Raw genomic sequence first — 21,291 nt, forward strand, 5'->3', positions numbered from 1 at the left:
GCCACAGTTTGTCACAGCTTCATGATGGCACTTTTGAACCCACTACACTGATCCCGGTCTGATGGGCCATGCGTGGGATGGATGGCCAGAACCCACGCCTTTCATTGCCAAGGAGTATCACATGCCTAACCCTCGTCGCGGCGCTGCCCTGATCCTGTCCTGCGGCCTGCTCGCCAGCCTGCCGGCGCTGGCGGCTGATGAGCCGCGCTACAACCAGATATCGCTGCGTGCAGAAGTCAGCAAGGAAGTGCCCCGTGACCTGATGGTCGTGACCCTTTATAGCGAAGCGCAGAACACCGACCCGGGCAAGCTTGCCAAACAGATCACCGAAACCATGAACAAGGCCGTGCAGCAGGCCCGCCAGGTCAAGGACGTGAAAATCAGCCAGGGCAGCCGCAACAGCTACCCGGTCTACGACAGCAAGGGGCAGAAGATCACCGGCTGGCGCGAGCGTGCCGAAGTGCGCCTGGAAAGCGCCGACTTCCCGGCCCTCTCTCAGCTCAGTGCCGACCTGCTGCAAGACCTTAAGATGGGCGGCATGGACTTCTCCATCGCCCCGGCCACGCGCAAGGCCAGCGAAGACGCCTTGCTCAAGGATGCGGTCAATGCCTTCAAGGCCCGTGCGCAACTGGCCACCGAAGCCCTGGGTGGCAAGGGCTATAAAGTGGTCAGCCTGAACCTCAACAGCAGCGGCTACCCACGCCCCTATCTGCGCAGCGCGCCAATGGCCATGAAAGCCATGGGTGCCGACGAAGCAGCACCGGCGCCGGATATCGAGGCGGGTACCAGCGAAGTCAGCATGAACGCAGACGGCCTGATCGAAGTGCAGATGCCTTGATCAACGCAGGCGATACAAGGGGCGCATTGCGCCCCAGCAGCACAAATAGAGACATTTCCTACGCACTCAAATAGTGCTTCCTACAAATTCCCTCCCGCGAAACATCCCGAAAAAGCCATCATTTTGCCCTCGCAAACGTTCAACTTCCTCGAAAGTTATACATATGCGACATCCATGTACGCCCGTACTACTTTTCTGACGCCAACTATCCTTCGCAGTGTTGCATTGGGAACACACCCTGCATAAGTATCCGCAGGTCGGCTCACGAGGCCACCTCGAATCAGAAAAATGACAACAATGAGGCCACCATGCTCAAACACGCAGTCATTCCGTTCCTGCTCGGCGCAGGCTTGCTGACCGGCGCTCCGCTTGCCCACGCCGCGTCCAACCTGGTGTTCTGCTCCGAAGGCAGCCCCGCCGGCTTCGACCCGGGGCAATACACCACCGGAACCGACTTCGACGCCTCGGCCGAGACCGTGTTCAACCGCCTGACCCAGTTCGAACGTGGCGGCACCGCCGTTATCCCCGGCCTGGCGACCAAATGGGAGGTGTCCGACGACGGCAAGACCTACACCTTCCACCTGCGCGAAGGGGTCAAGTTCCACACCACCGATTACTTCAAGCCAAGCCGCGAATTCAACGCAGACGACGTGCTGTTCACCTTCAACCGCATGCTCGACAAGAATCACCCGTTCCGTAAGGCCTACCCCACTGAGTTCCCCTACTTCACCGACATGGGCATGGACAACAACATCGCCAAGGTGGAGAAGCTCGACGAGCACACCGTCAGGTTCACCCTCAACCAGGTGGACGCCGCATTCATCCAGAACCTGGCGATGAGCTTTGCCTCCGTGCAGTCGGCCGAGTACGCCGACCAGTTGCTCAAAGAAGGCAAGGCTGCAGACATCAACCAGAAACCGATCGGCACCGGCCCGTTCGTGTTCAGCAAGTACCAGAAGGACGCCCAGATCCGCTTCAAGGGCAACAAGGATTACTGGAAACCCGAGGACGTGAAGATCGACAACCTGATCTTCGCCATCACCACCGACGCCTCGGTGCGCATGCAGAAGCTGAAGAAGAACGAGTGCCAGGTGACCTTGTTCCCGCGCCCTGCCGATATCGAGCCGCTCAAGGCCAACGACAAGCTGCAGATGCCGCACCAGGCCGGTTTCAACCTGGGCTACATCGCCTACAACGTGATGGACAAGCTCAAGGGCAGTGACCAACCCAACCCGTTGGCTCAACTGAAGGTGCGCCAGGCACTGGACATGGCCGTCGACAAGCAGAAGATCATCGAATCGGTCTACCAGGGCGCCGGCCAGCTCGCCGTCAATGCCATGCCGCCGACCCAGTGGTCCTACGACGAAAGCATCAAGGATGTGCCGTACGACCCGGAAAAGGCCAAGCAACTGCTCAAGGAAGCCGGGATCAAGGAAGGCACCGAAATCACCCTGTGGGCCATGCCGGTGCAACGCCCGTACAACCCCAACGCCAAGCTGATGGCCGAGATGCTGCAGGCTGACTGGGGCAAGGTCGGCATCAAGGCGAAAATCGTCAGTTACGAGTGGGGCGAGTACATCAAACGTTCCAAAGGCGGCGAACAAGGCGCCATGCTGATCGGCTGGAGCGGCGACAACGGTGACCCGGACAACTGGCTAGGCACCCTGTATGGCTGTGATGCCATCGAGGGCAACAACTTCTCCAAGTGGTGCTACAAGCCCTACGACGACCTGATCAAGCAGGCCAAGGCCACTTCCGACCAGGCCAAGCGCACCGAGCTGTATAAACAGGCGCAGCATATCCTCAAAGATCAGGTACCGATCACGCCAATCGCCCACTCCACGGTCTACCAGCCGATGAGTGCCAAGGTGAAGGGCTTCAAGATCAGCCCGTTCGCACTGAACTCCTTCTACGGCGTCAGTGTGGAGAAATAGCGCCGGGCACACGCACCACCCTCGCCCACTTCCACCCTTCGAACTCCCCCCGGCGCTACCCGCGCCGGGGTTGGGGGCCCTGTTGCCGCATTTCGTATCCCGAAGCGGCAAAAACAGACGGAAAAAAGGATTTGCCATGCGCCACACCACACTGTTTTCCACGCTGCTCGCCGTGGGCCTGCTGAGCCAGGCATCAGCCCCTCAGGCCAGTAGCCTGGTGTTCTGCTCCGAGGGTAGCCCGGCCGGGTTCGACACAGCCCAATACACCAGTGCCACCGACAACGATGCGGCAGAACCGATCTACAACCGCCTGGTGGAATTTCAACGCGGCGGTACGGCAGTGCATCCCGCCCTGGCAACGAAGTGGGAAGTATCCGACGATGGCCTGCGCTACACCTTCCACCTGCGCGAGGGGGTGAAATTCCACGCCAACAAGGCATTCACCCCCAGCCGCGACTTCAACGCCGATGACGTGCTGTTCACCTTCAACCGCATGCTCGACCGCGAGCACCCGTTCCGCCAGGCCTACCCCACCGAGTTCCCCTACTTCGTCAGCATGGGCCTGGACAAGAACATCGCCGGTATCGAAAAGACCGGCCCGATGACCGTGGTGTTCACCCTGAACAAGGTCGATGCCGCCTTCGTGCAAAACCTGGCGATGAGCTTCGCTTCGGTGCTTTCGGCTGAATATGCCGAGCATCTGATGGCGAGCGGGCGCCCCAGCGACATCAACCAGCAGCCTATCGGCACCGGCCCGTTCGTGTTCCAGCGCTACCAGAAGGATTCGCAGATCCGCTTCAAAGGCAACAAGGACTACTGGGCACCGGACGAGGTGAAACTCGACAACCTGGTGTTTTCGATCAACACCGACCCCTCGGTGCGCATCCAGAAGCTGCGCCGCGGTGAATGCCAGGTCACCCTGCACCCACGCCCGGCCGGCCTGCCAGCCCTCAAGCAGGACAGCAAGCTGCAGGTGCTGCAACAACCAGGCTTCAACCTCGGCTATATCGCTTACAACACCCAGCACCCGCCGTTCGACCGCCTGGAGGTACGCCAGGCCATGGACATGGCAGTGAACAAGCAGGCGATCCTGCAGGCGGTGTATCAGGACTCCGGACAACGCGCAGTCAACGCCATGCCACCAACCCAATGGTCCTATGACGACAGCTTGAAGGACGCGCCCTACGACCCTGAGCAGGCCCGCCAGCTGCTCAAGCAGGCCGGGGTCAAGGAAGGCACCGAAGTCACCCTGTGGGCCATGCCCGTGCAGCGCCCGTACAACCCCAACGCCAAGCTCATGGCCGAGATGCTTCAGGCCGACTGGAGCAAGCTGGGCTTGAAAGTGCGCATCGTCAGTTATGAATGGGGCGAATACCTCAAGCGCATGAAAAGCGGCGAGCACGACATCGCCCTGATCGGCTGGACCGGTGACAACGGCGACCCGGATAACTGGCTGGGCACCCTCTACAGCTGCGATGCCATCGGCAGCAACAACTACTCGCAGTGGTGCGACCGGCAGTACGACAGCCTGGTCAAGCAAGCCAAGCAGGTAACCGACCGCGAGCAGCGCACAGTGCTGTACCAGCAGGCCCAGCAACGCCTCAAACAGCAGGTGCCGATCACGCCGGTGGCGCACTCCACGGTGAACCAGCCGCTCAGCATCAAGGTGGCCGGCTTCAAGGTGAGCCCCTTTGGCCGCAACGACTTTTCCGGAGTGAGCGTTGATTGAGCGTTAGCCGGTAGCGGCCCTCTCGCCGGCAAGCCGGCTCCTACAAAAATGGCACAAGCCTGGGGATCTTTATTGATTCCTGTAGGCGCCGGCTTGCCGGCGAAAGGGCCAGCACTGGCCACACACCTCCCCCTGATTGGCCCGGCAACCCCGGGCAACCCTGGCAACACCGCAACAACCCGGCCCACAAGGCCAGGCAATAACTAAAAGAACAGAAAGGGAGCTTTCATCTTGAGACTATTCACGTTCACCACACTGGCGTTATCCATCGCCACCTTCGCCGCCATGGCCCAGGCCGACACCCAAAGCCAGGACTACGTCCCGTTCAGCCTCAAAGGCACCAGCGAGCAGGATGAGGCCAAAGGTTTCATCGACGGCCAGAGCCTGTCCGGCAGCACCCGCAACTGGTACGCCCGCGAACGCGCCACCCGCGCGCCGTTGTTCAAGTACTACAAAAGCGACGGCACACGCCACGACAGCCACAGCCGCGACAACTGGCTGCAGGGCACCATCCTCAACTACAGCTCAGGCTTCACCCAGGGCACCGTGGGTTTTGCCGTGGAGGCAGCCGGCTACAACGCCATCGCTCTGGAGCAAGGCCGCGCCGCAGTCGCCGGGCCGAACAACCGTACCCTGACCCATAGCGATGGCGACCCCATCGGCCAGTGGAGCAAGATGGGCCTGGCCAACCTCAAGGCACGGGTGTCCAACACCACCCTCACCGTCGGCCGCCAGTCCGTGGACACGCCGATGATCGCTTACATCGGCAACCGCGCCCTGCCCTCCAGCTTCCAGGGCGCGTTCCTGCACAGTGCAGAGTTCGACAACCTGTCATTCGACCTGGGCACCTTCGACCGTGTCTCGCCGCGCACCGAACAGAGCCTGAGCAAGTTTCGCAGCGAGTATGGCGCAGCGGGCGTGGAAACCGACCGTGCCAGTACCGCCGGGGTCAACTACCAGCCGCTCAAGAGCCTGACCACCAGCCTGTACGCCACCAAGGTCGACGACTTCTGGAACCAGTACTACTTCGGCGCCAGCCACGTGCTGGGCGACAGCGCGGTGCTGAGCCTGACCACCGGCCTGAACTACTACAAGACCGTGGACGCAGGCAGCCAGAAGATGGGCGAGATCGACAACGACACCTACAGCCTGTCGTTCGGCCTGACCCACCAGGCCCACACCCTCAGCGCTTCGTGGCAGCAGGTCAACGGTAACGAGTACTTCGACTACCTGCACGAAACCAACGGCATTTACCTGGCCAACTCCCTGCTCTCGGACTTCAACGGCCCGAACGAGAAATCCCTGCAGATTTCCTACGTGCTGAACATGGCGCCGTATGGCGTGCCGGGCCTGAAGTTCAACCTGTACAACGCCCGCGGCTGGGGCATCGACGGCACCCATTACCGCGGTACGGCCTATGACGTGAACGGCCTGGATGGCGAAACCCACTATGAGTGGGGTATCGGCACCAGCTACGCGGTGCAGAGCGGGCCGCTGAAAGACACCAGCATCCGCGCTACCTATACCGCGCATCGCGCCAGCAAGGCACAGGCCGATGGCAGCCTGGATGAGTTCCGCGTCGTGACCACCATTCCGTTCAACATTCTCTGACCGCTTACGCCCAGGTCCGCTTCAGTGCGGGCCCGGGCGGCTACGCTGGAATCATTGCAAGCAAGGAGGACACATGACATCGCTACCGCTACGCGCTGCCCTGGCAGCGGTCATCCTCGGCGCCGCCGGCAACCTGGCGGCCAAGCCGCTGGTGGTGTGCACCGAAGCCAGCCCGGAAGGCTTCGACATCGTTCAATACACCACGGCGGTCACCGCCGATGCCTCGGCTGAGACGGTGTTCAACCGCCTGGTCGACTTCAAGCCCGGCACCACCGACATCCAGCCAGCCCTGGCCGAACGCTGGGACATCTCGGCCGATGGCCTGACCTACACCTTTCACCTGCGCCAAGGAGTGAAGTTCCACACCACCGACTACTTCAAACCGACCCGCGATTTCAACGCCGACGACGTGCTATGGAGCCTGCGCCGCCAGCTCGACCCCAACCACCCGTGGCACGACAAAACCAGCGTCGGCTACCCGTATTTCGAGAGCATGGCCTTCAAGGACCTGCTCAAATCGGTGGACAAGACCGACGACCACACCGTGGTCATCACCCTGACCCGCCCGCAAGCACCGTTCCTGCGTGACATGGCCATGGCCTTCACCTCGATCTACTCCGCCGAATACGGCGACCAGTTGCTAAAGGCAGGCAAGACCGGCGACCTCAACAGCAAACCGATCGGCACTGGCGCGTTCATCTTCCAGCGCTACAACAAGGACGCCCAAGTGCGCTTCAAGGCCAACCCGGACTACTTCCGCGGCAAGCCGCCGGCCGACTCGCTGATCTTCGCCATCGCCACCGACAGCAACGTGCGCCTGCAGAAGCTGCGCGCCAATGAATGCCAGGTGGCGCTTTACCCGAAACCGGACGACGTGGCGTCGATCAAGGCTGATCCCAAGCTCAAGGTCGCCGAAATCGAGGCCCTGGTCACCGGCTATATCGCCATGAACACCGAGCACAAATACCTCAGCGATGTGGGCGTGCGCAAAGCCATCAACATGGCCTTCGACCGCCAGACCCACGTCGACCAGCTGTTCGGCAAGGGCAATGCGCTGGTGGGGGTAAACCCTTACCCGCCAACCATGATCGGCTACAACAGTGCCAACCAGAACCCACCCCGTGACCTGGCCAAGGCCCGTGAACTGCTCCAGCAGGCCGGGGTGCCGCAAGGCACGGTCATCACGCTGTTCACCCGCAATGGCGGCGGCGCGACCAACCCCAACCCACGGCTGTCGGCGGAAATGCTCCAGTCCGACCTCGCCAAAATCGGCCTGAAGCTGGACATCCGTGTGATGGAGTGGGCCGAGATGCTGCGCCGGGCGAAAAACGGTGAGGCCGACCTGGTCTCCACCGGCTGGGCCGGCGACAACGGCGACCCGGACAATTTCCTCAGCCCCCTGCTCAGTTGCGATGCGGTCAAAAGTGGCGAGAACTACGCGCGCTGGTGCAACTCGAAGTTTCAGGACCTGATCACCCGCGCCCGTGAGGTGATCGACAACGACGAGCGTGCCAGGCTCTATGCCGAGGCATTGAAGGTGTACGATGACGACCAGCCCTGGATCAGCATGGCGCACCCGAAGATGTTCACTGCCATGCGTGACAACGTGGAGGGTTATGTGATCAACCCTCTGACCAACAACAACTTCGCCACCACCCAGGTGAAGTAGAACAACAACGACCGCCGGCAACCCACACGGGCAACGGCGGCACCGCCGTACAACGGCTGATGAGGTAACCCTGACAATGTTGAGTTTTATTGCCCGGCGCCTGGGCCTGCTGATACCGACGTTTTTCGGCATCACCTTGCTGACCTTCGCGCTCATACGCCTGATCCCCGGCGACCCGGTGGAAGTGATGATGGGCGAGCGCAGGGTCGACCCCGAGATGCACGCCCAGGCCATGGAGCGCCTGGGCCTGAACAAGCCACTGCCGGTCCAGTACCTGGATTACGTGGGCAAGCTCGCCCAGGGTGACCTGGGCGAGTCGCTGCGCACCCGTGAAAGCGTATGGAGCGAGTTCCTCACCCTGTTCCCTGCAACCCTGGAACTGGCCTTTGCCGCGCTGCTGTTCGCCGGCATCGTCGGCTTATTGGCCGGCGTGATCGCTGCGCTCAAGCGTGGCTCGCTGTTCGATCACGGGGTCATGGGCATCTCCCTGGCCGGCTATTCGATGCCGATTTTCTGGTGGGGCCTGATCCTGATCATGTTCTTCTCGGTGAGCCTGGGCTGGACGCCGGTCTCCGGGCGCATCGACCTGCTGTACGACATCGAGCCGAAAACCGGCTTCATGCTCATCGATACCCTGCTCAGTGACGAAGAAGGCGCGTTCAAGGATGCGGTGATGCACCTGATCCTGCCGGCCATCGTGCTCGGCACCATCCCGTTGGCGGTAATCGCCCGCATGACCCGCTCGTCCATGCTCGAAGTGCTGCGCGAAGACTACATTCGCACTGCGCGCGCCAAAGGCCTGTCACCGGCCCGCGTGGTGTTCGTGCACGGCCTGCGCAATGCGCTGATCCCGGTGCTGACCGTGTTCGGCCTGCAGGTCGGCACGCTGCTGGCCGGTGCGGTGCTGACCGAAACCATCTTCTCCTGGCCGGGCATCGGCAAATGGCTGATCGAAGCTATCGGCGCCCGTGACTACCCCGTGGTCCAGAACGGCATCCTGTTGATCGCCTGCCTGGTGATCCTGGTCAACTTCGTCGTGGACATCCTCTACGGTCTGGCCAACCCACGCATCCGTCATCAGCGCTGAGGCCTTCGCCATGACTAGCCCGATTCCGAAATCCGTGACGCCGGCCAGCCCGGTGGACCAAAGCCTGCTCTACCCCTCGCCATACAAAGAGTTCTGGCACGCCTTCTCGCGCAACAAGGGCGCGGTGATGGGCCTGGCCTTCATGTGCGTGGTGGTGTTCTGTGCGCTGTTCGCGCCCTGGGTGGCGCCGCATGACCCAAGCGAACAATACCGTGACTTCCTGCTGACCCCGCCGGTATGGCTCGAAGGCGGTACCTGGCAATTCATCCTCGGCACCGACGAACTGGGCCGTGACCTGCTCTCGCGGCTGATCCAGGGCGCCCGGCTGTCGCTGCTGATCGGCCTGTCGTCGGTGGTGATGTCGCTGATCCCGGGCATCCTGCTGGGCCTGCTGGCCGGTTTCTTCCCGCACTTCCTTGGTCCGTCGATCATGCGCCTGATGGACGTGATGCTGGCCCTGCCGTCGCTGCTGCTGGCCGTGGCGATCGTCGCCATTCTCGGCCCAGGCCTGATCAACACAGTGATCGCCATCGCCATCGTGTCGCTACCGTCCTACGTGCGCCTGACCCGCGCTGCGGTGATGGGTGAACTGAACCGCGACTACGTGACCGCCGCACGCCTGGCTGGCGCCGGGTTGCCACGGCTGATGTTCGTCACCGTGCTGCCCAACTGCATGGCACCGCTGATCGTGCAGGCCACCTTGAGCTTCTCCTCGGCCATCCTCGACGCCGCTGCGCTGGGCTTCCTGGGCCTGGGTGTACAACCGCCGACCCCGGAGTGGGGCACCATGCTCGCCTCGGCCCGGGACTACATCGAGCGCGCCTGGTGGGTGGTGAGCCTGCCCGGCCTGACCATCCTGCTCAGTGTGCTGGCAATCAACCTGATGGGCGACGGCTTGCGCGATGCGCTGGACCCGAAACTCAAGAACGCCGCCTGAGGAGAGCGCCATGTCACTGTTGCAGATCAACAACCTGAGCGTGCGCTTCGGCGACGCCAATGCAGTCCCAGTGGTGGACGGCCTGGACCTGGCGGTGGACGCCGGTGAAATACTGGCCATTGTCGGTGAGTCCGGCTCGGGCAAATCGGTCACCATGATGGCCCTGATGGGCCTGATCGAGGCCCCCGGGCGCATCACCGCCGATACGCTCACCTTCGACGGCACCAACATGCTCAAACTCAGCTCCCGCCAGCGGCGCAAGGTGGTGGGCAAGGACATCGCCATGGTCTTCCAGGACCCGATGACCGCGCTCAACCCCAGCTACACCGTGGGCTACCAGATCGAAGAAGTGCTGCGCCAGCACCTGGGCCTCAAAGGCAAAGCCGCGCGCCAGCGTGCCCTGGAGCTGCTGAAAAAGGTCGAGATCCCGGCTGCCGAAAGCCGCCTGGACGCCTACCCGCACCAGCTGTCCGGTGGCATGAGCCAGCGCGTGGCGATCGCCATGGCGATTGCCGGGGAGCCCAAGCTGCTGATCGCCGACGAGCCGACCACGGCGCTGGACGTGACCATCCAGGCGCAGATCATGGAACTGCTGGTCAACCTGCAGAAAGAGCGCAACATGGCGCTCATCCTGATTACCCACGACCTGGCCGTGGTCGCCGAAACCGCCAAACGCGTCTGTGTGATGTATGCCGGCCAAGCTGTGGAAGTGGGCCAGGTGCCAGAGCTGTTCGACGTGCCCGCGCACCCCTACAGCGAAGCACTGCTGGCGGCCATCCCCGAACACAGCATCGGCGCCGAACGCCTGGCCACGCTGCCGGGCATCGTCCCTGGCCGGTACGACCGCCCGGACGGCTGCCTGCTGTCGCCACGCTGCCCGTACGTGCAGGACAACTGCCGGCGCCAACGCCCACCCCTTGACCCTCAGGCCCATAGCCTGGTGCGTTGCTTCTACCCGCTGAACCAGGAGGTGGCGTGATGAGCGTCGTTCTAACCGCACGGGAGCTGACCCGGCATTACGAAGTGTCCCGCGGGCTGTTCAAGGGCCATGCCTTGGTGCGCGCACTCAATGGCGTGTCATTCGAGCTGGAAGCTGGCAAGACACTGGCCGTGGTAGGTGAGTCGGGTTGCGGCAAGTCCACGCTGGCGCGCGCACTGACGTTGATCGAAGAGCCCTCTTCCGGCTCGTTGCAGATCGACGGCACCGAGGTCAAAGGCGCCAGCAAAAGCGAGCGCAAACAGCTGCGCCGCGACGTCCAGATGGTGTTCCAGAGCCCCTATGCCTCGCTCAACCCACGGCAGAAGATCGGCGATCAGTTGGCCGAACCGCTGCTGATCAACACCTCGTTGAGCAAGGCCGAGCGGCGCGAAAAAGTGCAGAAGATGATGGAGCAGGTGGGGTTGCGGCCTGAGCATTACCAGCGCTACCCGCACATGTTCTCGGGCGGCCAGCGCCAGCGCATCGCCCTGGCCCGGGCGATGATGCTGCAACCCAAAGTGCTGGTGGCCGACGAACCGACCTCGGCGCTGGATGTGTCGATCCAGGCACAGGTGCTGAACCTGTTCATGGACCTGCAGAAGGAATTCAACACGGCCTACGTGTTCATCTCCCACAACCTGGCAGTGGTACGCCACGTGGCGGATCAGGTGCTGGTGATGTACCTGGGCCGGCCGGCGGAAATGGGGCCGAAGGAAGATATCTACGAAAAGCCGCTGCACCCGTACACCCAGGCGCTGCTTTCAGCGACACCGGCGATCCACCCGGACCCGTTGAAGCCCAAGATCCGCATCGCCGGCGAGCTGCCCAACCCGCTCGACCCGCCGGATGGGTGCGCATTTCACAAACGCTGCCCGTATGCGACGGAACGGTGTGGTGTTGAAGTGCCGGCGTTTCGCCAGGTCGGGACCAGGCAAGTCGCCTGTCACTATGCCGAGCAGTTTCTTTAGGTCGGCATAGCCTCAATCGCCGGCAAGCCGGCCCCCACAGGTAGTTCACTGCTCCTGAGAACGGTGATGTACCTGTAGGAGCCGGCTTGCCGGCGATGGGCCGCACAGCGGCCCCAACCACTCAATGCATGAATATCGCGATCAGAATGATCACCGGAATCGGCACCCCAAGCATCCACAGCAGTAATGAGCGCATGATGTTTCTCCTTACTCAACGTTGAACAGTACGACGCGCGGTGTAATCAACCCCTTCCCCTTCCAGCCACATCACGCGATCACGCTGGCGACCACCGTACAGGGCTGCCAGGCTGGCGAAGAAAGCCCCACACAACAGCGCAACGAAGGTCCACAGCGCGGTCCATGCCGCCACTTTGGCTGCGGTGTCGGCTGCTTTTTTTGCCTCGACCTTGGCTTGCTCGACCTGGGCGAACACCTGGTCTACGCGTGCTTCGGCTTCAGGCTGGCTCAGGCGGGTACGCTGGGCCACCAGTTGCGCCAGGTAAGCGCGGTCATCTTCGGCGAGCGTCCCCTGCGCAATGGACCTGGCGATAATCCGTGCGGCCACGCCATTGGCGGCGTCGTCACTCACAGGCGCCGGGCCATCACTGCGGAACAGGCTGTCGACGAAATAGCCATTGGCGTCAGGCTTGGGCGCCATGCTGGCTGCGGCCCCCACGGCATTCGCGCCCGCCTGCACACCGGCACTGGCCAGCCCCCCGGCGGTACTCACGATCAGCATCGCCGCTACCAGGGTGGCGATTGCCCAGGCGAGAAAACCATGCGCCGTGTCGCGGAAGTACACCTCGTCACCGTGCAGGTTCGCCCACTTCACCCGCAGGCGCCCGGCAATATAGCCACCCAGCCCGGAAGCAAGAATCTGGGTCAGCAATAGCCAGATGATGGTCGAGATGCCCAGTGCCTTGGCGCTGGCGCCTTCATCGGCCCAAGGCGAGGTAGCGGCAAAGCCGAGCCCCGCACCCAGTACCATCAGGATCAGTGAAAGGGACGCCGCGGCGGCTGCCCCGGCGAAGATGGCCGCCCAGGACACGCCTGAGCGGCTCTGGGAATCGACATGCGGGTAGTCGGCAGAGGGAATCATGAGGTTTTCGCCTTTATTGTTGATAACAGGTCCATTGCCCTGTAATCGGTGCAGAGGCTGTGCCAGTTGTGTCAAAAAATGACATGCTGCCAAATCAATGGCTTAGCTCAAGCGTGCGTCCTAGGACCGTGCAAAACACCCGAATCGAGGCTCACCACTCAGGGTTTATGCAACGCCCGCGAAGATCCGACCCGGCGATTTTAAGAAGCAGGCCATGAAAGTAAGGTCCTTAACGGAGTGTCGGGGAGGTGCGGTATCGAGAAGTGCATGCTGCAGGCTCATACAGCGCCCGGGCGCCACCAACTGCCTGTGAACAACCCACAGAAGCGCATATAGGAGCTTTTATAGGAAAAATCATACGAAGCAATCTAAACATTCTGTTTATTTACTATGTTCACCCTACCCGCTACCTTGCCTTATTCCACCTCCCCCGGATGTAGGCAATGAGATCAACTCGCTATTTCACAACTCCCATTTACTACGTGAATGACGCCCCACATATTGGCCATGTATTTTCAACCCTGCTCGCCGATATCGGAGCTCGCACGGCGCAGCTCGAAAATAATGAGTCATTCTTATTGACCGGGACGGATGAACACTCGACCAAGGTAATAGAAGCAGCGCGAGCTCAAGAAGTGCCTGTAGAAACATGGGCACAGAACAATGCCGATGCATTTCGTCAAGCATTCACAATGTTCAATATCGACTTCAATGATTTCATCAGGACCAGCGAACCCCGTCACAAGGCAACTGTACGCAAACGTATTGAACAGCTTATGACTACCGGGGATGTTTATTTAGGTGAGTATGTAGGCTGGTATGACGCGGGCCAAGAGGAATACATATCCGATACCAAGGCAAAGCAGTATGAATACAAGTCACCAATCAATAAAAAGCCTCTGATTCAGCGCAGTGAAAATAACTATTTCTTTCGCCTAAGTCGCTACCAAGAGCAATTGTTAGCGCTGCTCGACACCGGTCAACTGAGAATTCATCCAGCTAGCCGTAGTGCTGAAATCGTTGCAAGGATACAAGATGGAGTCAGCGACATCCCTATTTCAAGACATAACGCCGACGCTTGGGGAATCAATGTTCCCGGCGACACTTCGCATGTGGTTTACGTCTGGGTCGACGCACTGTTCAACTACCTTACCGCAATCGACACCCTAGAGCGTCGTCACCTCTGGCCGGCGACACTCCAGGTGGTTGGCAAGGACATCCTCTGGTTCCATGCCGTAATCTGGCCTGCCATGTTGCTGGCCCTGAAACAGGTAGAGGGTAACCAGTGGCTGGATCTGCCACGCAACATCCTCGCCCACGGTTTCTGGATACGCGAAGGCGAAAAGATGTCGAAAAGCATGGGCAATTTCGTAGGCACCGACCTTTTGCGCCATTACTGTGAAAAATTTGGGGTGGACAGCATTCGTTTCTATCTCGCCAGCGCGGGGCCAGTGGGCGCCAGCGACTCGGATTTTGCGCATTTGCGTCTCATAGAAAGCTACAACGCGAACCTCGCCAATACCGTGGGAAATTGTTTCAGTCGAATCATAGGAATGGTCAATCGCTATTTTGAGGGTATCGTACCCGCAAAATCGGCTGTTGCCAGCGATTTCTCCAAGGCCATCAGAGAGCTTAGCCTATCGTCCCGAGAAAAGGCCCAAGCATTCCAATACGACAAGATGATTGCATCAGCACTCACAATCTTTCGTACAATCGATCAGTACGTGAACCTCACCGAGCCCTACCGGCTAGTCAAGCAGCCTGAAAACCTCGTATACGTAGGTCATATCCTGCATGATTGCCTGGAAGCCCTACGCCATGGCGCGCTTACGTTGTGGCCAGTCATGCCCGTCAGCATGGCCGAGTTGCTGCAAAACCTGGGCTGCTTAGATGCCGGCCAGTCCCCCAACTTCTATCATGGTCGCTCGGTAGCACCGGGATTTCGCATCAACGAAACTCGAGTACTGTTCCCCCGCTATCAGGAAGCTGAGTAATACCCGAGCCCCCAGAGACTTCAGCCTCTGGGAATGCGGCTTAAAATGCTAGATTCAGTTGGCTCTTGCTTGACGTTGCAAGCCTCGGCACTATCGCTGAATGACATTGAATGAATTATCGGACGGCCCTGAACAAACTCCGATCACCGCCGAAACCGTGCTGCGCTACCACCTGTGCTGGAAGCATCGCGACCTCGACGGGGTAATTGCGCTCTATCACCCGGACGTGCAATACCACGATTTTTTCCAGAACCGCGTGCTCGGTTACGACGCGCTGCGTGACTATGTCCGCGCTTGCCTGCCCCACCAGGCAGGCGAGGACATCGTCCATGGCGACCGTATCCGCGTTGACGGCAGCACGGCATTCATCCAGTACCAGGTCACGGTGCAGGGCGGCGAAGGCCTGGTGGCGTTTCAGTCCAGCGAAGCGATCACGGTCAAGGACGGGCTGATCTGGCGGGTCAATGAGTACGCCACCCTGGTCCGGCAGAACAGCCAGGGGCTTGCCAGCAGCGGCCCGCGCCCAGCCGTCAGCCGCCTGGGCCTTTCGCCGCGACAGCTGTCGACCATGGCCCAGGACCTGGAGCACTACTTCCAGCGCCAGCGCCCCTACCTTGACCCGGAACTGGACCTGCAACAGGTGGCCGATGCCAGTGGCTACAGCCGCAACCAGATCTCCTACCTGCTCAACCAGGTGCTGGGGCAAAGCTTCTACCGCTACGTCAACCAGGCCCGCCTGCAGCACCTGATGGCCAGCCTGGATGACGACAGGGTCGGGGCGCCGATCGACGACCTGGCGTTCAGCGCGGGCTTCAACTCCCTGTCGGCATTCTACAAGTGCTTCCGCGAACACACCGGGCTTACGCCCAAGGCCTATCTGAAGCAAATTTCCCTGCGTGCACGCACGTAAGACAGCCAGCGCTGAACGCCACTAGGATCGCCCACAGACCTTGACGGATGTGGAGCCGAACCCGATGCAACCTTTGCGCACGCTCAGCCTGTGGATGGACCAGCTTGAAGAGCCGCTGTGCGCCCGCCCGGCCCTGCGCGAAGACCTCGACGTCGATGTGTGCATCATCGGCGCTGGCTACACCGGGCTTTGGACCGCCTACTACCTCAAGCGCCAGGCGCCACAGCTGAACATCGCCGTGATCGAGGCCAACATTGCCGGCTTTGGCGCCTCTGGGCGCAATGGCGGCTGGCTGATGGGCAACATGCTCGGTGAAGACCGCCTGCTCGCCACCCTGTCGCCGCAACAACGCCGCGCCAGCATCGACCTGCTGCATGGCATCCCCGACGAAGTCCACCGCGTGCTGCAACGCGAAGGCATCGATTGCGACTACCGCAAAGGCGGCGTGCTGTATTGCGCCGCGCGCTACCCGGAACAGGAGCGCAGCCTGCGTGCCTACCTCGATGACCTCTACCGCCAGGGCATGACCGAGGATGACTACCGCTGGCTGCGCCCCGAGCAACTGGACGCCCAGCTTCGCGTGAGCAACGCCTACGGCGCGATCTACAGCCCGCATACCGCGACCATCCAACCGGCCAAGCTGGTGCGTGGCCTGGCCCGGGCAGTTGAAGCGCTGGGCGTGCCGATCTACGAGAACACCCCCGCCGTCGACTGGCAGCCCGGTGAAGTACGGGCACCCCTGGCGCGCATCCGCTGCCAGTGGATGGTCCCTGCTGTGGAGGGCTACGCCGCCAGCCTGCCACCGCTGGGCAAGCATCAACTGCCGGTGCAGAGCCTGCTGGTGGCCACCGAGCCCCTGCCCGAATCGACCTGGGAGCAGATCGGCCTGTCACAAGGCCAGGCCTTCAGCGAGAGCAGCCGCCAGGTCACCTATGGCCAGCGCACCGCCGACAACCGCCTGGTGTTCGGCGCCCGCGGCGGCTACCGCTTCGGCGGCAGGCTGCGCGAAGACTTCACCCTGACAGAGGCCGAAGTCGAACTGCGCCGCTACCTGTTCAGTGAGCTGTTCCCACAACTCAAGCATGTGCGCATCACCCATTCGTGGGGTGGCAACCTCGGCATGGCCCGGCGCTTCCGCCCGCACATGCTGTGTGACCGCCAGCGCGGTATTGCCCTGTCCGGCGGTTATGGCGGTGAAGGTGTCGGCGCCACCAACCTCGGTGGGCGCACCTTGGCCGCGCTGATCCTCAACCAGCACAACGAACTGACCGCGCAACCCTGGGTGCTCGACAACCGTCCGCTGTCGAGCCTGGCCAGCTGGCCGCCCGAGCCCTGCCGCTGGCTGGGCTACAACGCGATCATCCAGAGCTTCGTGCACGAGGACCGAACCCTCGCCAACCCCGCCACCGTGCCATGGCGGCGGCGCCTGGCCAGCTCGCTGGCGGACTTCATGGAAGGCTTCATGCACTGACTTCCCTTTCACCCACACAGGATCCAACGGTAATGAGCATCACCCAGTTCAAACACACCGAAAGCGCCGTGCTGGAAAGCTCCAACCCGGTCGCGGTGCCGCTTGGCGAACCCGTGGCAGTGACCTCGGTCACCTGCGTGGAACGCAGCGATGGCGTCGAAACCGGCATCTGGGAATGCACGCCCGGGCGCTGGCGGCGGCAGATCGCGCAGCAGGAGTTCTGCCACTTCATCAAGGGCCGCTGCACCTTCACACCCGACGGTGGCCAGCCCCTTCACATAGAAGCCGGAGACGCACTGATGCTACCGGCCAACAGCATGGGCATCTGGGATATCCAGGAAACCGTGCGCAAGACCTACGTTCTGATCTTCTGATCCGCTGATCGCCTGCCTTCGAAAACAACAGACAAAGCAAGGTAAACCCGACATGCGTACCCTCCTTCTCGCACCCCTGATGCTGGCCGCCAGCGTGGCCAATGCCGCCGACTCGGTAAAGATCTACAACTGGTCCAGCTACGTGGCCCCCGACACGTTGAAGAACTTCCAGCAGGCCACCGGCATCAACCCGACCTACGACGTGTACGACAGCAACGAGACCCTCGACGGCAAGCTGATGACCGGCAACTCAGGCTACGACGTGGTGTTCCCCTCCAACCACTTCATGGCCCGACAGATTCAGGGCAAGGCCCTGAAGAAGCTGGACAAGTCGCAGCTACCCGGCTGGAACAACCTCAACCCGGTGCTGCTCAAGGCGCTGGAGGTCAACGACCCCGGCAACCAGTACGGTTTCCCGTACCTGTGGGGCAGTACCGGCATCGGCTACAACATCGACAAGGTAAAGGCCGTGCTCGGTGACAACGCCCCGGTGGATTCGTGGGACCTGATCTTCAAGCCCGAGTACATGAGCAAGCTCAAGAGCTGTGGGGTCGCCGTGCTCGACAACGGCCCTGAACTGTTACCCATCGCCCTGCACTACCTGGGCTTGCCGCACCACAGCAAAGACCCGAAGGACTACGAAAAGGCCAAGGAACTGCTGATGAAGGTGCGCCCGTACATCAGCTACTTCCATTCCTCCAAGTACACAGGTGACCTGGCCAATGGCGATATCTGCGTGGTGGTAGGGTTCTCGGGTGACGTGCTGCAGGCGAAAAACCGCGCCGATGAAGCGAAGAACGGGGTGAAGGTCGGCTATTCGATCCCCAAGGAAGGCGCACCGATGTGGTTCGACATGGTTGCCATGCCGGCCGATGCACCGGATGAGAAGGCGGGTTATGCCTACATGAATTACCTGTTGCAGCCACAGGTGATGGCCAATATCAGTAACCATGTGCAGTACGCCAACGGCAACCTCAAGGCCGACGCTCTGGTGGACCCGGCACTCAAGGGCAACACCATGATTTATCCGAGCGAAGAGATGATGGGCAAGCTGTATGCGCTGGAGGCGATGCCGGCCAAGATCGACCGCATTCGTACGCGCATCTGGACCAGTATCAAGGCGGGGAACTGAAATGGGGCCGCTTTGCGGCCCTTTCGCGACACAAGGCCGCTCCTACAGCTGTAGGAGCGGCCTTGTATCGCGAAAAGGAGGGCATAGCCCTCCCAGGATCAGTGATGCTCGCGAGTAGCGCGGAACTTGACGTCCGGCCAGCGCTCTTCCATCAGCGACAGGTTGACCCGGGTCGGGGCCAGGTAGGTCAGGTGACCGCCACCGTCGATGGCCAGGTTTTCCATGGCCTTGACCTGGAAGTCTTCGAGCTTCTTCTTGTCGTCGCAGCTGATCCAGCGTGCCGACCACACGGTGATCGGCTCGTAGGCGCACTCGACCTTGTACTCTTCCTTCAGGCGGCTGGCGACCACGTCGAACTGCAGCACACCGACCGCACCAAGGATGATGTCGTTGCTGCGTTCTGGGAAGAACACCTGGGTCGCGCCCTCTTCGGCCAGCTGCTGCAGGCCCTGGCGCAGCTGCTTGGACTTGAGCGGGTCCTTCAGGCGCACGCGGCGGAACAGTTCCGGGGCGAAGTGCGGGATGCCGGTGAAGCCCAGCGCCTCGCCTTCGGTGAAGGTGTCGCCGATCTGGATGGTGCCATGGTTGTGCAAGCCGATGATGTCGCCAGCGTAGGCTTCTTCGAGCTGCTCGCGCTCGGACGAGAAGAAGGTCAGCGCGTCACCGATGCGCAGGTCCTTGCCGGTACGCACGTGGCGCATCTTCATGCCTTTCTCGTACTTGCCCGAGCAAATGCGCATGAAGGCGATACGGTCGCGGTGTTTCGGGTCCATGTTCGCCTGGATCTTGAACACGAAGCCGGTGAACTTCTCTTCAACCGGCTCCACGGTACGCTCGTGGGCTACACGGGCCAACGGGCGCGGCGCCCAGTCGACAACGGCGTCAAGTACATGGTCGACACCGAAGTTGCCCAGTGCGGTACCGAAGAACACCGGCGTCAGCTGGCCATTGATGAACTCGTCCTGATCGAACTCATGGCAGGCGCCCTGCACCAACTCGAGCTGCTCGAGGAAGCGCTCATACTCGTCACCCAGGTGGGCACGGGCTTCATCAGAGTCGAGTTTCTCGATGATCTTCGCCTCGGTACGCTCATGACCGTGGCCCGGGGTGTAGACAATGATGTAGTCGCCGGCGAGGTGGTACACACCCTTGAAGTCGCGATAGCAACCGATCGGCCAGGTGATCGGCGCGGCCTTGATCTTCAGTACCGCTTCGATCTCGTCGAGCAGTTCGATCGGGTCGCGGATATCACGGTCGAGTTTGTTGATGAAGCTGACGATGGGCGTGTCGCGCAGGCGGCAGACGTCCATCAGGGCGATGGTCCGCGGCTCTACACCTTTACCGCCGTCGAGCACCATCAGCGCCGAGTCCACTGCAGTCAGGGTGCGATAGGTATCTTCCGAGAAGTCTTCGTGGCCGGGGGTGTCGAGCAGGTTGATCATGTGCTCGCGGTACGGGAACTGCATCACCGAGGTGGTGATGGAAATACCGCGCTGCTTCTCCATTTCCATCCAGTCGGAGGTGGCGTGGCGGTCGGACTTGCGCGACTTCACGGTACCGGCGACGGCAATGGCCTTGCCCATCAGCAGGAGTTTCTCGGTGATGGTGGTCTTACCGGCGTCGGGGTGGGAAATGATTGCGAAAGTGCGGCGCTTCGCGACTTCGGCGGCCTGGTTGGTCATGGGAAATCGCCTGACTGGGGGATTCAAAAAGGGGCGATATCATACCTGAAGTTGGGCGGGGACCAAAATTTGATCCCCTCCGTTGGTAACCGATGGTCAGTCAGGCGCGTTTCGCCTGGCTTTCACAAAAACCGTCAAGCGTCACAGGAGGGCGGCCAGGTATATTCACAACGAGTTCCAGAGTGCCGCCCAAGGCTTCCACATAGCTGCGCAGGGTCGAAATCAACATGTCACTGCGCTTCTCCACCTTGGAGATGTTGCCCTGACGCATGTCCAAGCGCTCTGCCAAACCTTCTTGCGTGAGTTCAAGCTGCTTACGCAATGCCTGAAGCGTCATTTCTTCGCGAATCAATTGACGACCCAGCTGCTCCACCCGCTCCCTGCGCTCAGGGGACAATTCGTTGATGACATCATCAAGCGTCTTGGACATCTTTCTCTCCTCTGGACAAGTGGTTTTCAAAGCGAGTGTCTGCTTGCTTGATCAACACCTGATAAAACCTGTGCTCCCTGACCCCGCACTTGTCACCGGCCACCAGGATGACTGCCTGACGATCAGGGTCGAAAGCAAATGCAACCCGCCAAACCGCATTACGCTCAGTGAATCTCAATTCCTTCATGTTCGGATATCGGGATCCATTCAAGGTATCGACATGAGGACGCCCAAGCGCCGGCCCGGATGATTGCAGCAGGCGAAGGTGACCCAGCATGCGTTCCTGAACGCGGTCATCCAGCGTATAGAATTCGCTGATGAACTCCTCACAGAATCTGATCGTCCACGCCAATAAAATACCCTCAGAGGAATATTCCCTCAAGCAAATATTGATAATCGAGAAGGGAAATTCTGTCCATCAGCACAGGTAGACAGATAGCAGGTAAA

Annotated in this window: 18 protein-coding genes; 14 read left to right on the forward strand and 4 right to left on the reverse strand. The window is 61.0% G+C overall.

Annotation, left to right across the window (positions count from 1 at the left end; all coding sequences use genetic code 11):
• Positions 1–121 precede the first annotated feature (121 nt).
• The 9 genes from ACEWE8_RS01095 (at position 122) to ACEWE8_RS01135 (ending at position 11,752) form a co-directional block, all read left to right on the forward strand.
• The gene (locus tag ACEWE8_RS01095) at positions 122–838 is read left to right on the forward strand and encodes an SIMPL domain-containing protein (protein ID WP_046784458.1); all 717 of its coding nucleotides are present in this window, start codon (positions 122–124) and stop codon (positions 836–838) included.
• Positions 839–1,146: 308 nt separating this feature from the next.
• Positions 1,147–2,772, forward strand: coding sequence for an ABC transporter substrate-binding protein (locus ACEWE8_RS01100; RefSeq protein ID WP_046784459.1), 1,626 nt, complete (start codon positions 1,147–1,149; stop codon positions 2,770–2,772).
• A 136-nt stretch (positions 2,773–2,908) separates the two neighbouring features.
• Positions 2,909–4,501: an ABC transporter substrate-binding protein gene (locus ACEWE8_RS01105; protein WP_395589207.1), complete on the forward strand. Its 1,593-nt coding sequence runs from the start codon at positions 2,909–2,911 to the stop codon at positions 4,499–4,501.
• A 231-nt stretch (positions 4,502–4,732) separates the two neighbouring features.
• Positions 4,733–6,112, forward strand: coding sequence for an OprD family porin (locus tag ACEWE8_RS01110; RefSeq protein WP_046784461.1), 1,380 nt, complete (start codon positions 4,733–4,735; stop codon positions 6,110–6,112).
• A 73-nt stretch (positions 6,113–6,185) separates the two neighbouring features.
• Complete coding sequence (locus ACEWE8_RS01115; RefSeq protein WP_046784462.1) at positions 6,186–7,781, forward strand: ABC transporter substrate-binding protein; 1,596 nt, start codon at positions 6,186–6,188, stop codon at positions 7,779–7,781.
• Between the two features lie 76 nt (positions 7,782–7,857).
• Positions 7,858–8,868: an ABC transporter permease subunit gene (locus ACEWE8_RS01120; protein ID WP_012316108.1), complete on the forward strand. Its 1,011-nt coding sequence runs from the start codon at positions 7,858–7,860 to the stop codon at positions 8,866–8,868.
• A 10-nt stretch (positions 8,869–8,878) separates the two neighbouring features.
• Positions 8,879–9,805, forward strand: coding sequence for an ABC transporter permease subunit (locus tag ACEWE8_RS01125; RefSeq protein WP_012316109.1), 927 nt, complete (start codon positions 8,879–8,881; stop codon positions 9,803–9,805).
• 10 nt (positions 9,806–9,815) lie between these two features.
• Positions 9,816–10,784: an ABC transporter ATP-binding protein gene (locus tag ACEWE8_RS01130; protein ID WP_046784463.1), complete on the forward strand. Its 969-nt coding sequence runs from the start codon at positions 9,816–9,818 to the stop codon at positions 10,782–10,784.
• The gene (locus ACEWE8_RS01135; RefSeq protein WP_046784464.1) at positions 10,784–11,752 is read left to right on the forward strand and encodes a peptide ABC transporter ATP-binding protein; all 969 of its coding nucleotides are present in this window, start codon (positions 10,784–10,786) and stop codon (positions 11,750–11,752) included. Before ACEWE8_RS01130 ends, ACEWE8_RS01135 begins: the two co-directional genes overlap by 1 nt.
• Before the next feature lie 211 nt (positions 11,753–11,963).
• Here ACEWE8_RS01135 and ACEWE8_RS01140 read toward each other — a convergent pair whose 3' ends face one another.
• Positions 11,964–12,851 (reverse strand): hypothetical protein, encoded by an 888-nt coding sequence (locus tag ACEWE8_RS01140; RefSeq protein WP_012316112.1) that lies wholly within the window; start codon positions 12,849–12,851, stop codon positions 11,964–11,966.
• Between the two features lie 443 nt (positions 12,852–13,294).
• Here ACEWE8_RS01140 and metG point away from each other — a divergent pair, with 443 nt between their 5' ends.
• The 5 genes from metG (at position 13,295) to ACEWE8_RS01165 (ending at position 18,732) form a co-directional block, all read left to right on the forward strand.
• Complete coding sequence (metG, locus tag ACEWE8_RS01145; protein WP_052750390.1) at positions 13,295–14,845, forward strand: methionine--tRNA ligase; 1,551 nt, start codon at positions 13,295–13,297, stop codon at positions 14,843–14,845.
• A 100-nt stretch (positions 14,846–14,945) separates the two neighbouring features.
• On the forward strand, positions 14,946–15,755 hold the full coding sequence (locus ACEWE8_RS01150) for a nuclear transport factor 2 family protein (RefSeq protein WP_046784465.1): 810 nt from the start codon (positions 14,946–14,948) through the stop codon (positions 15,753–15,755).
• A gap of 64 nt (positions 15,756–15,819) precedes the next feature.
• On the forward strand, positions 15,820–17,226 hold the full coding sequence (locus ACEWE8_RS01155; RefSeq protein ID WP_039604407.1) for an FAD-binding oxidoreductase: 1,407 nt from the start codon (positions 15,820–15,822) through the stop codon (positions 17,224–17,226).
• Between the two features lie 32 nt (positions 17,227–17,258).
• Positions 17,259–17,600: a cupin domain-containing protein gene (locus tag ACEWE8_RS01160; protein WP_039604408.1), complete on the forward strand. Its 342-nt coding sequence runs from the start codon at positions 17,259–17,261 to the stop codon at positions 17,598–17,600.
• Between the two features lie 52 nt (positions 17,601–17,652).
• Entirely contained in the window at positions 17,653–18,732 is a 1,080-nt protein-coding gene (locus ACEWE8_RS01165) for a polyamine ABC transporter substrate-binding protein (RefSeq protein ID WP_046784466.1), read from the forward strand.
• 98 nt (positions 18,733–18,830) lie between these two features.
• Here the strand turns inward: ACEWE8_RS01165 and ACEWE8_RS01170 are convergent, their stop codons facing one another.
• The 3 genes from ACEWE8_RS01170 to ACEWE8_RS01180 form a co-directional block, all read right to left on the reverse strand.
• Positions 18,831–20,414, reverse strand: a complete 1,584-nt coding sequence (locus ACEWE8_RS01170) for a peptide chain release factor 3 (RefSeq protein WP_046784467.1) — start codon at positions 20,412–20,414, stop codon at positions 18,831–18,833.
• A gap of 100 nt (positions 20,415–20,514) precedes the next feature.
• Entirely contained in the window at positions 20,515–20,844 is a 330-nt protein-coding gene (locus tag ACEWE8_RS01175) for an XRE family transcriptional regulator (RefSeq protein WP_046784468.1), read from the reverse strand.
• Complete coding sequence (locus ACEWE8_RS01180) at positions 20,828–21,196, reverse strand: type II toxin-antitoxin system RelE/ParE family toxin (protein ID WP_046784673.1); 369 nt, start codon at positions 21,194–21,196, stop codon at positions 20,828–20,830. Before ACEWE8_RS01180 ends, ACEWE8_RS01175 begins: the two co-directional genes overlap by 17 nt.
• Between the last annotated feature and the right edge of the window lie 95 nt (positions 21,197–21,291).

Origin of the sequence: Pseudomonas sp. TR47, from assembly GCF_044143025.1 — a bacterium.
In the GTDB taxonomy this organism is placed as follows: Bacteria; Pseudomonadota; Gammaproteobacteria; order Pseudomonadales; family Pseudomonadaceae; genus Aquipseudomonas; species Aquipseudomonas putida_E.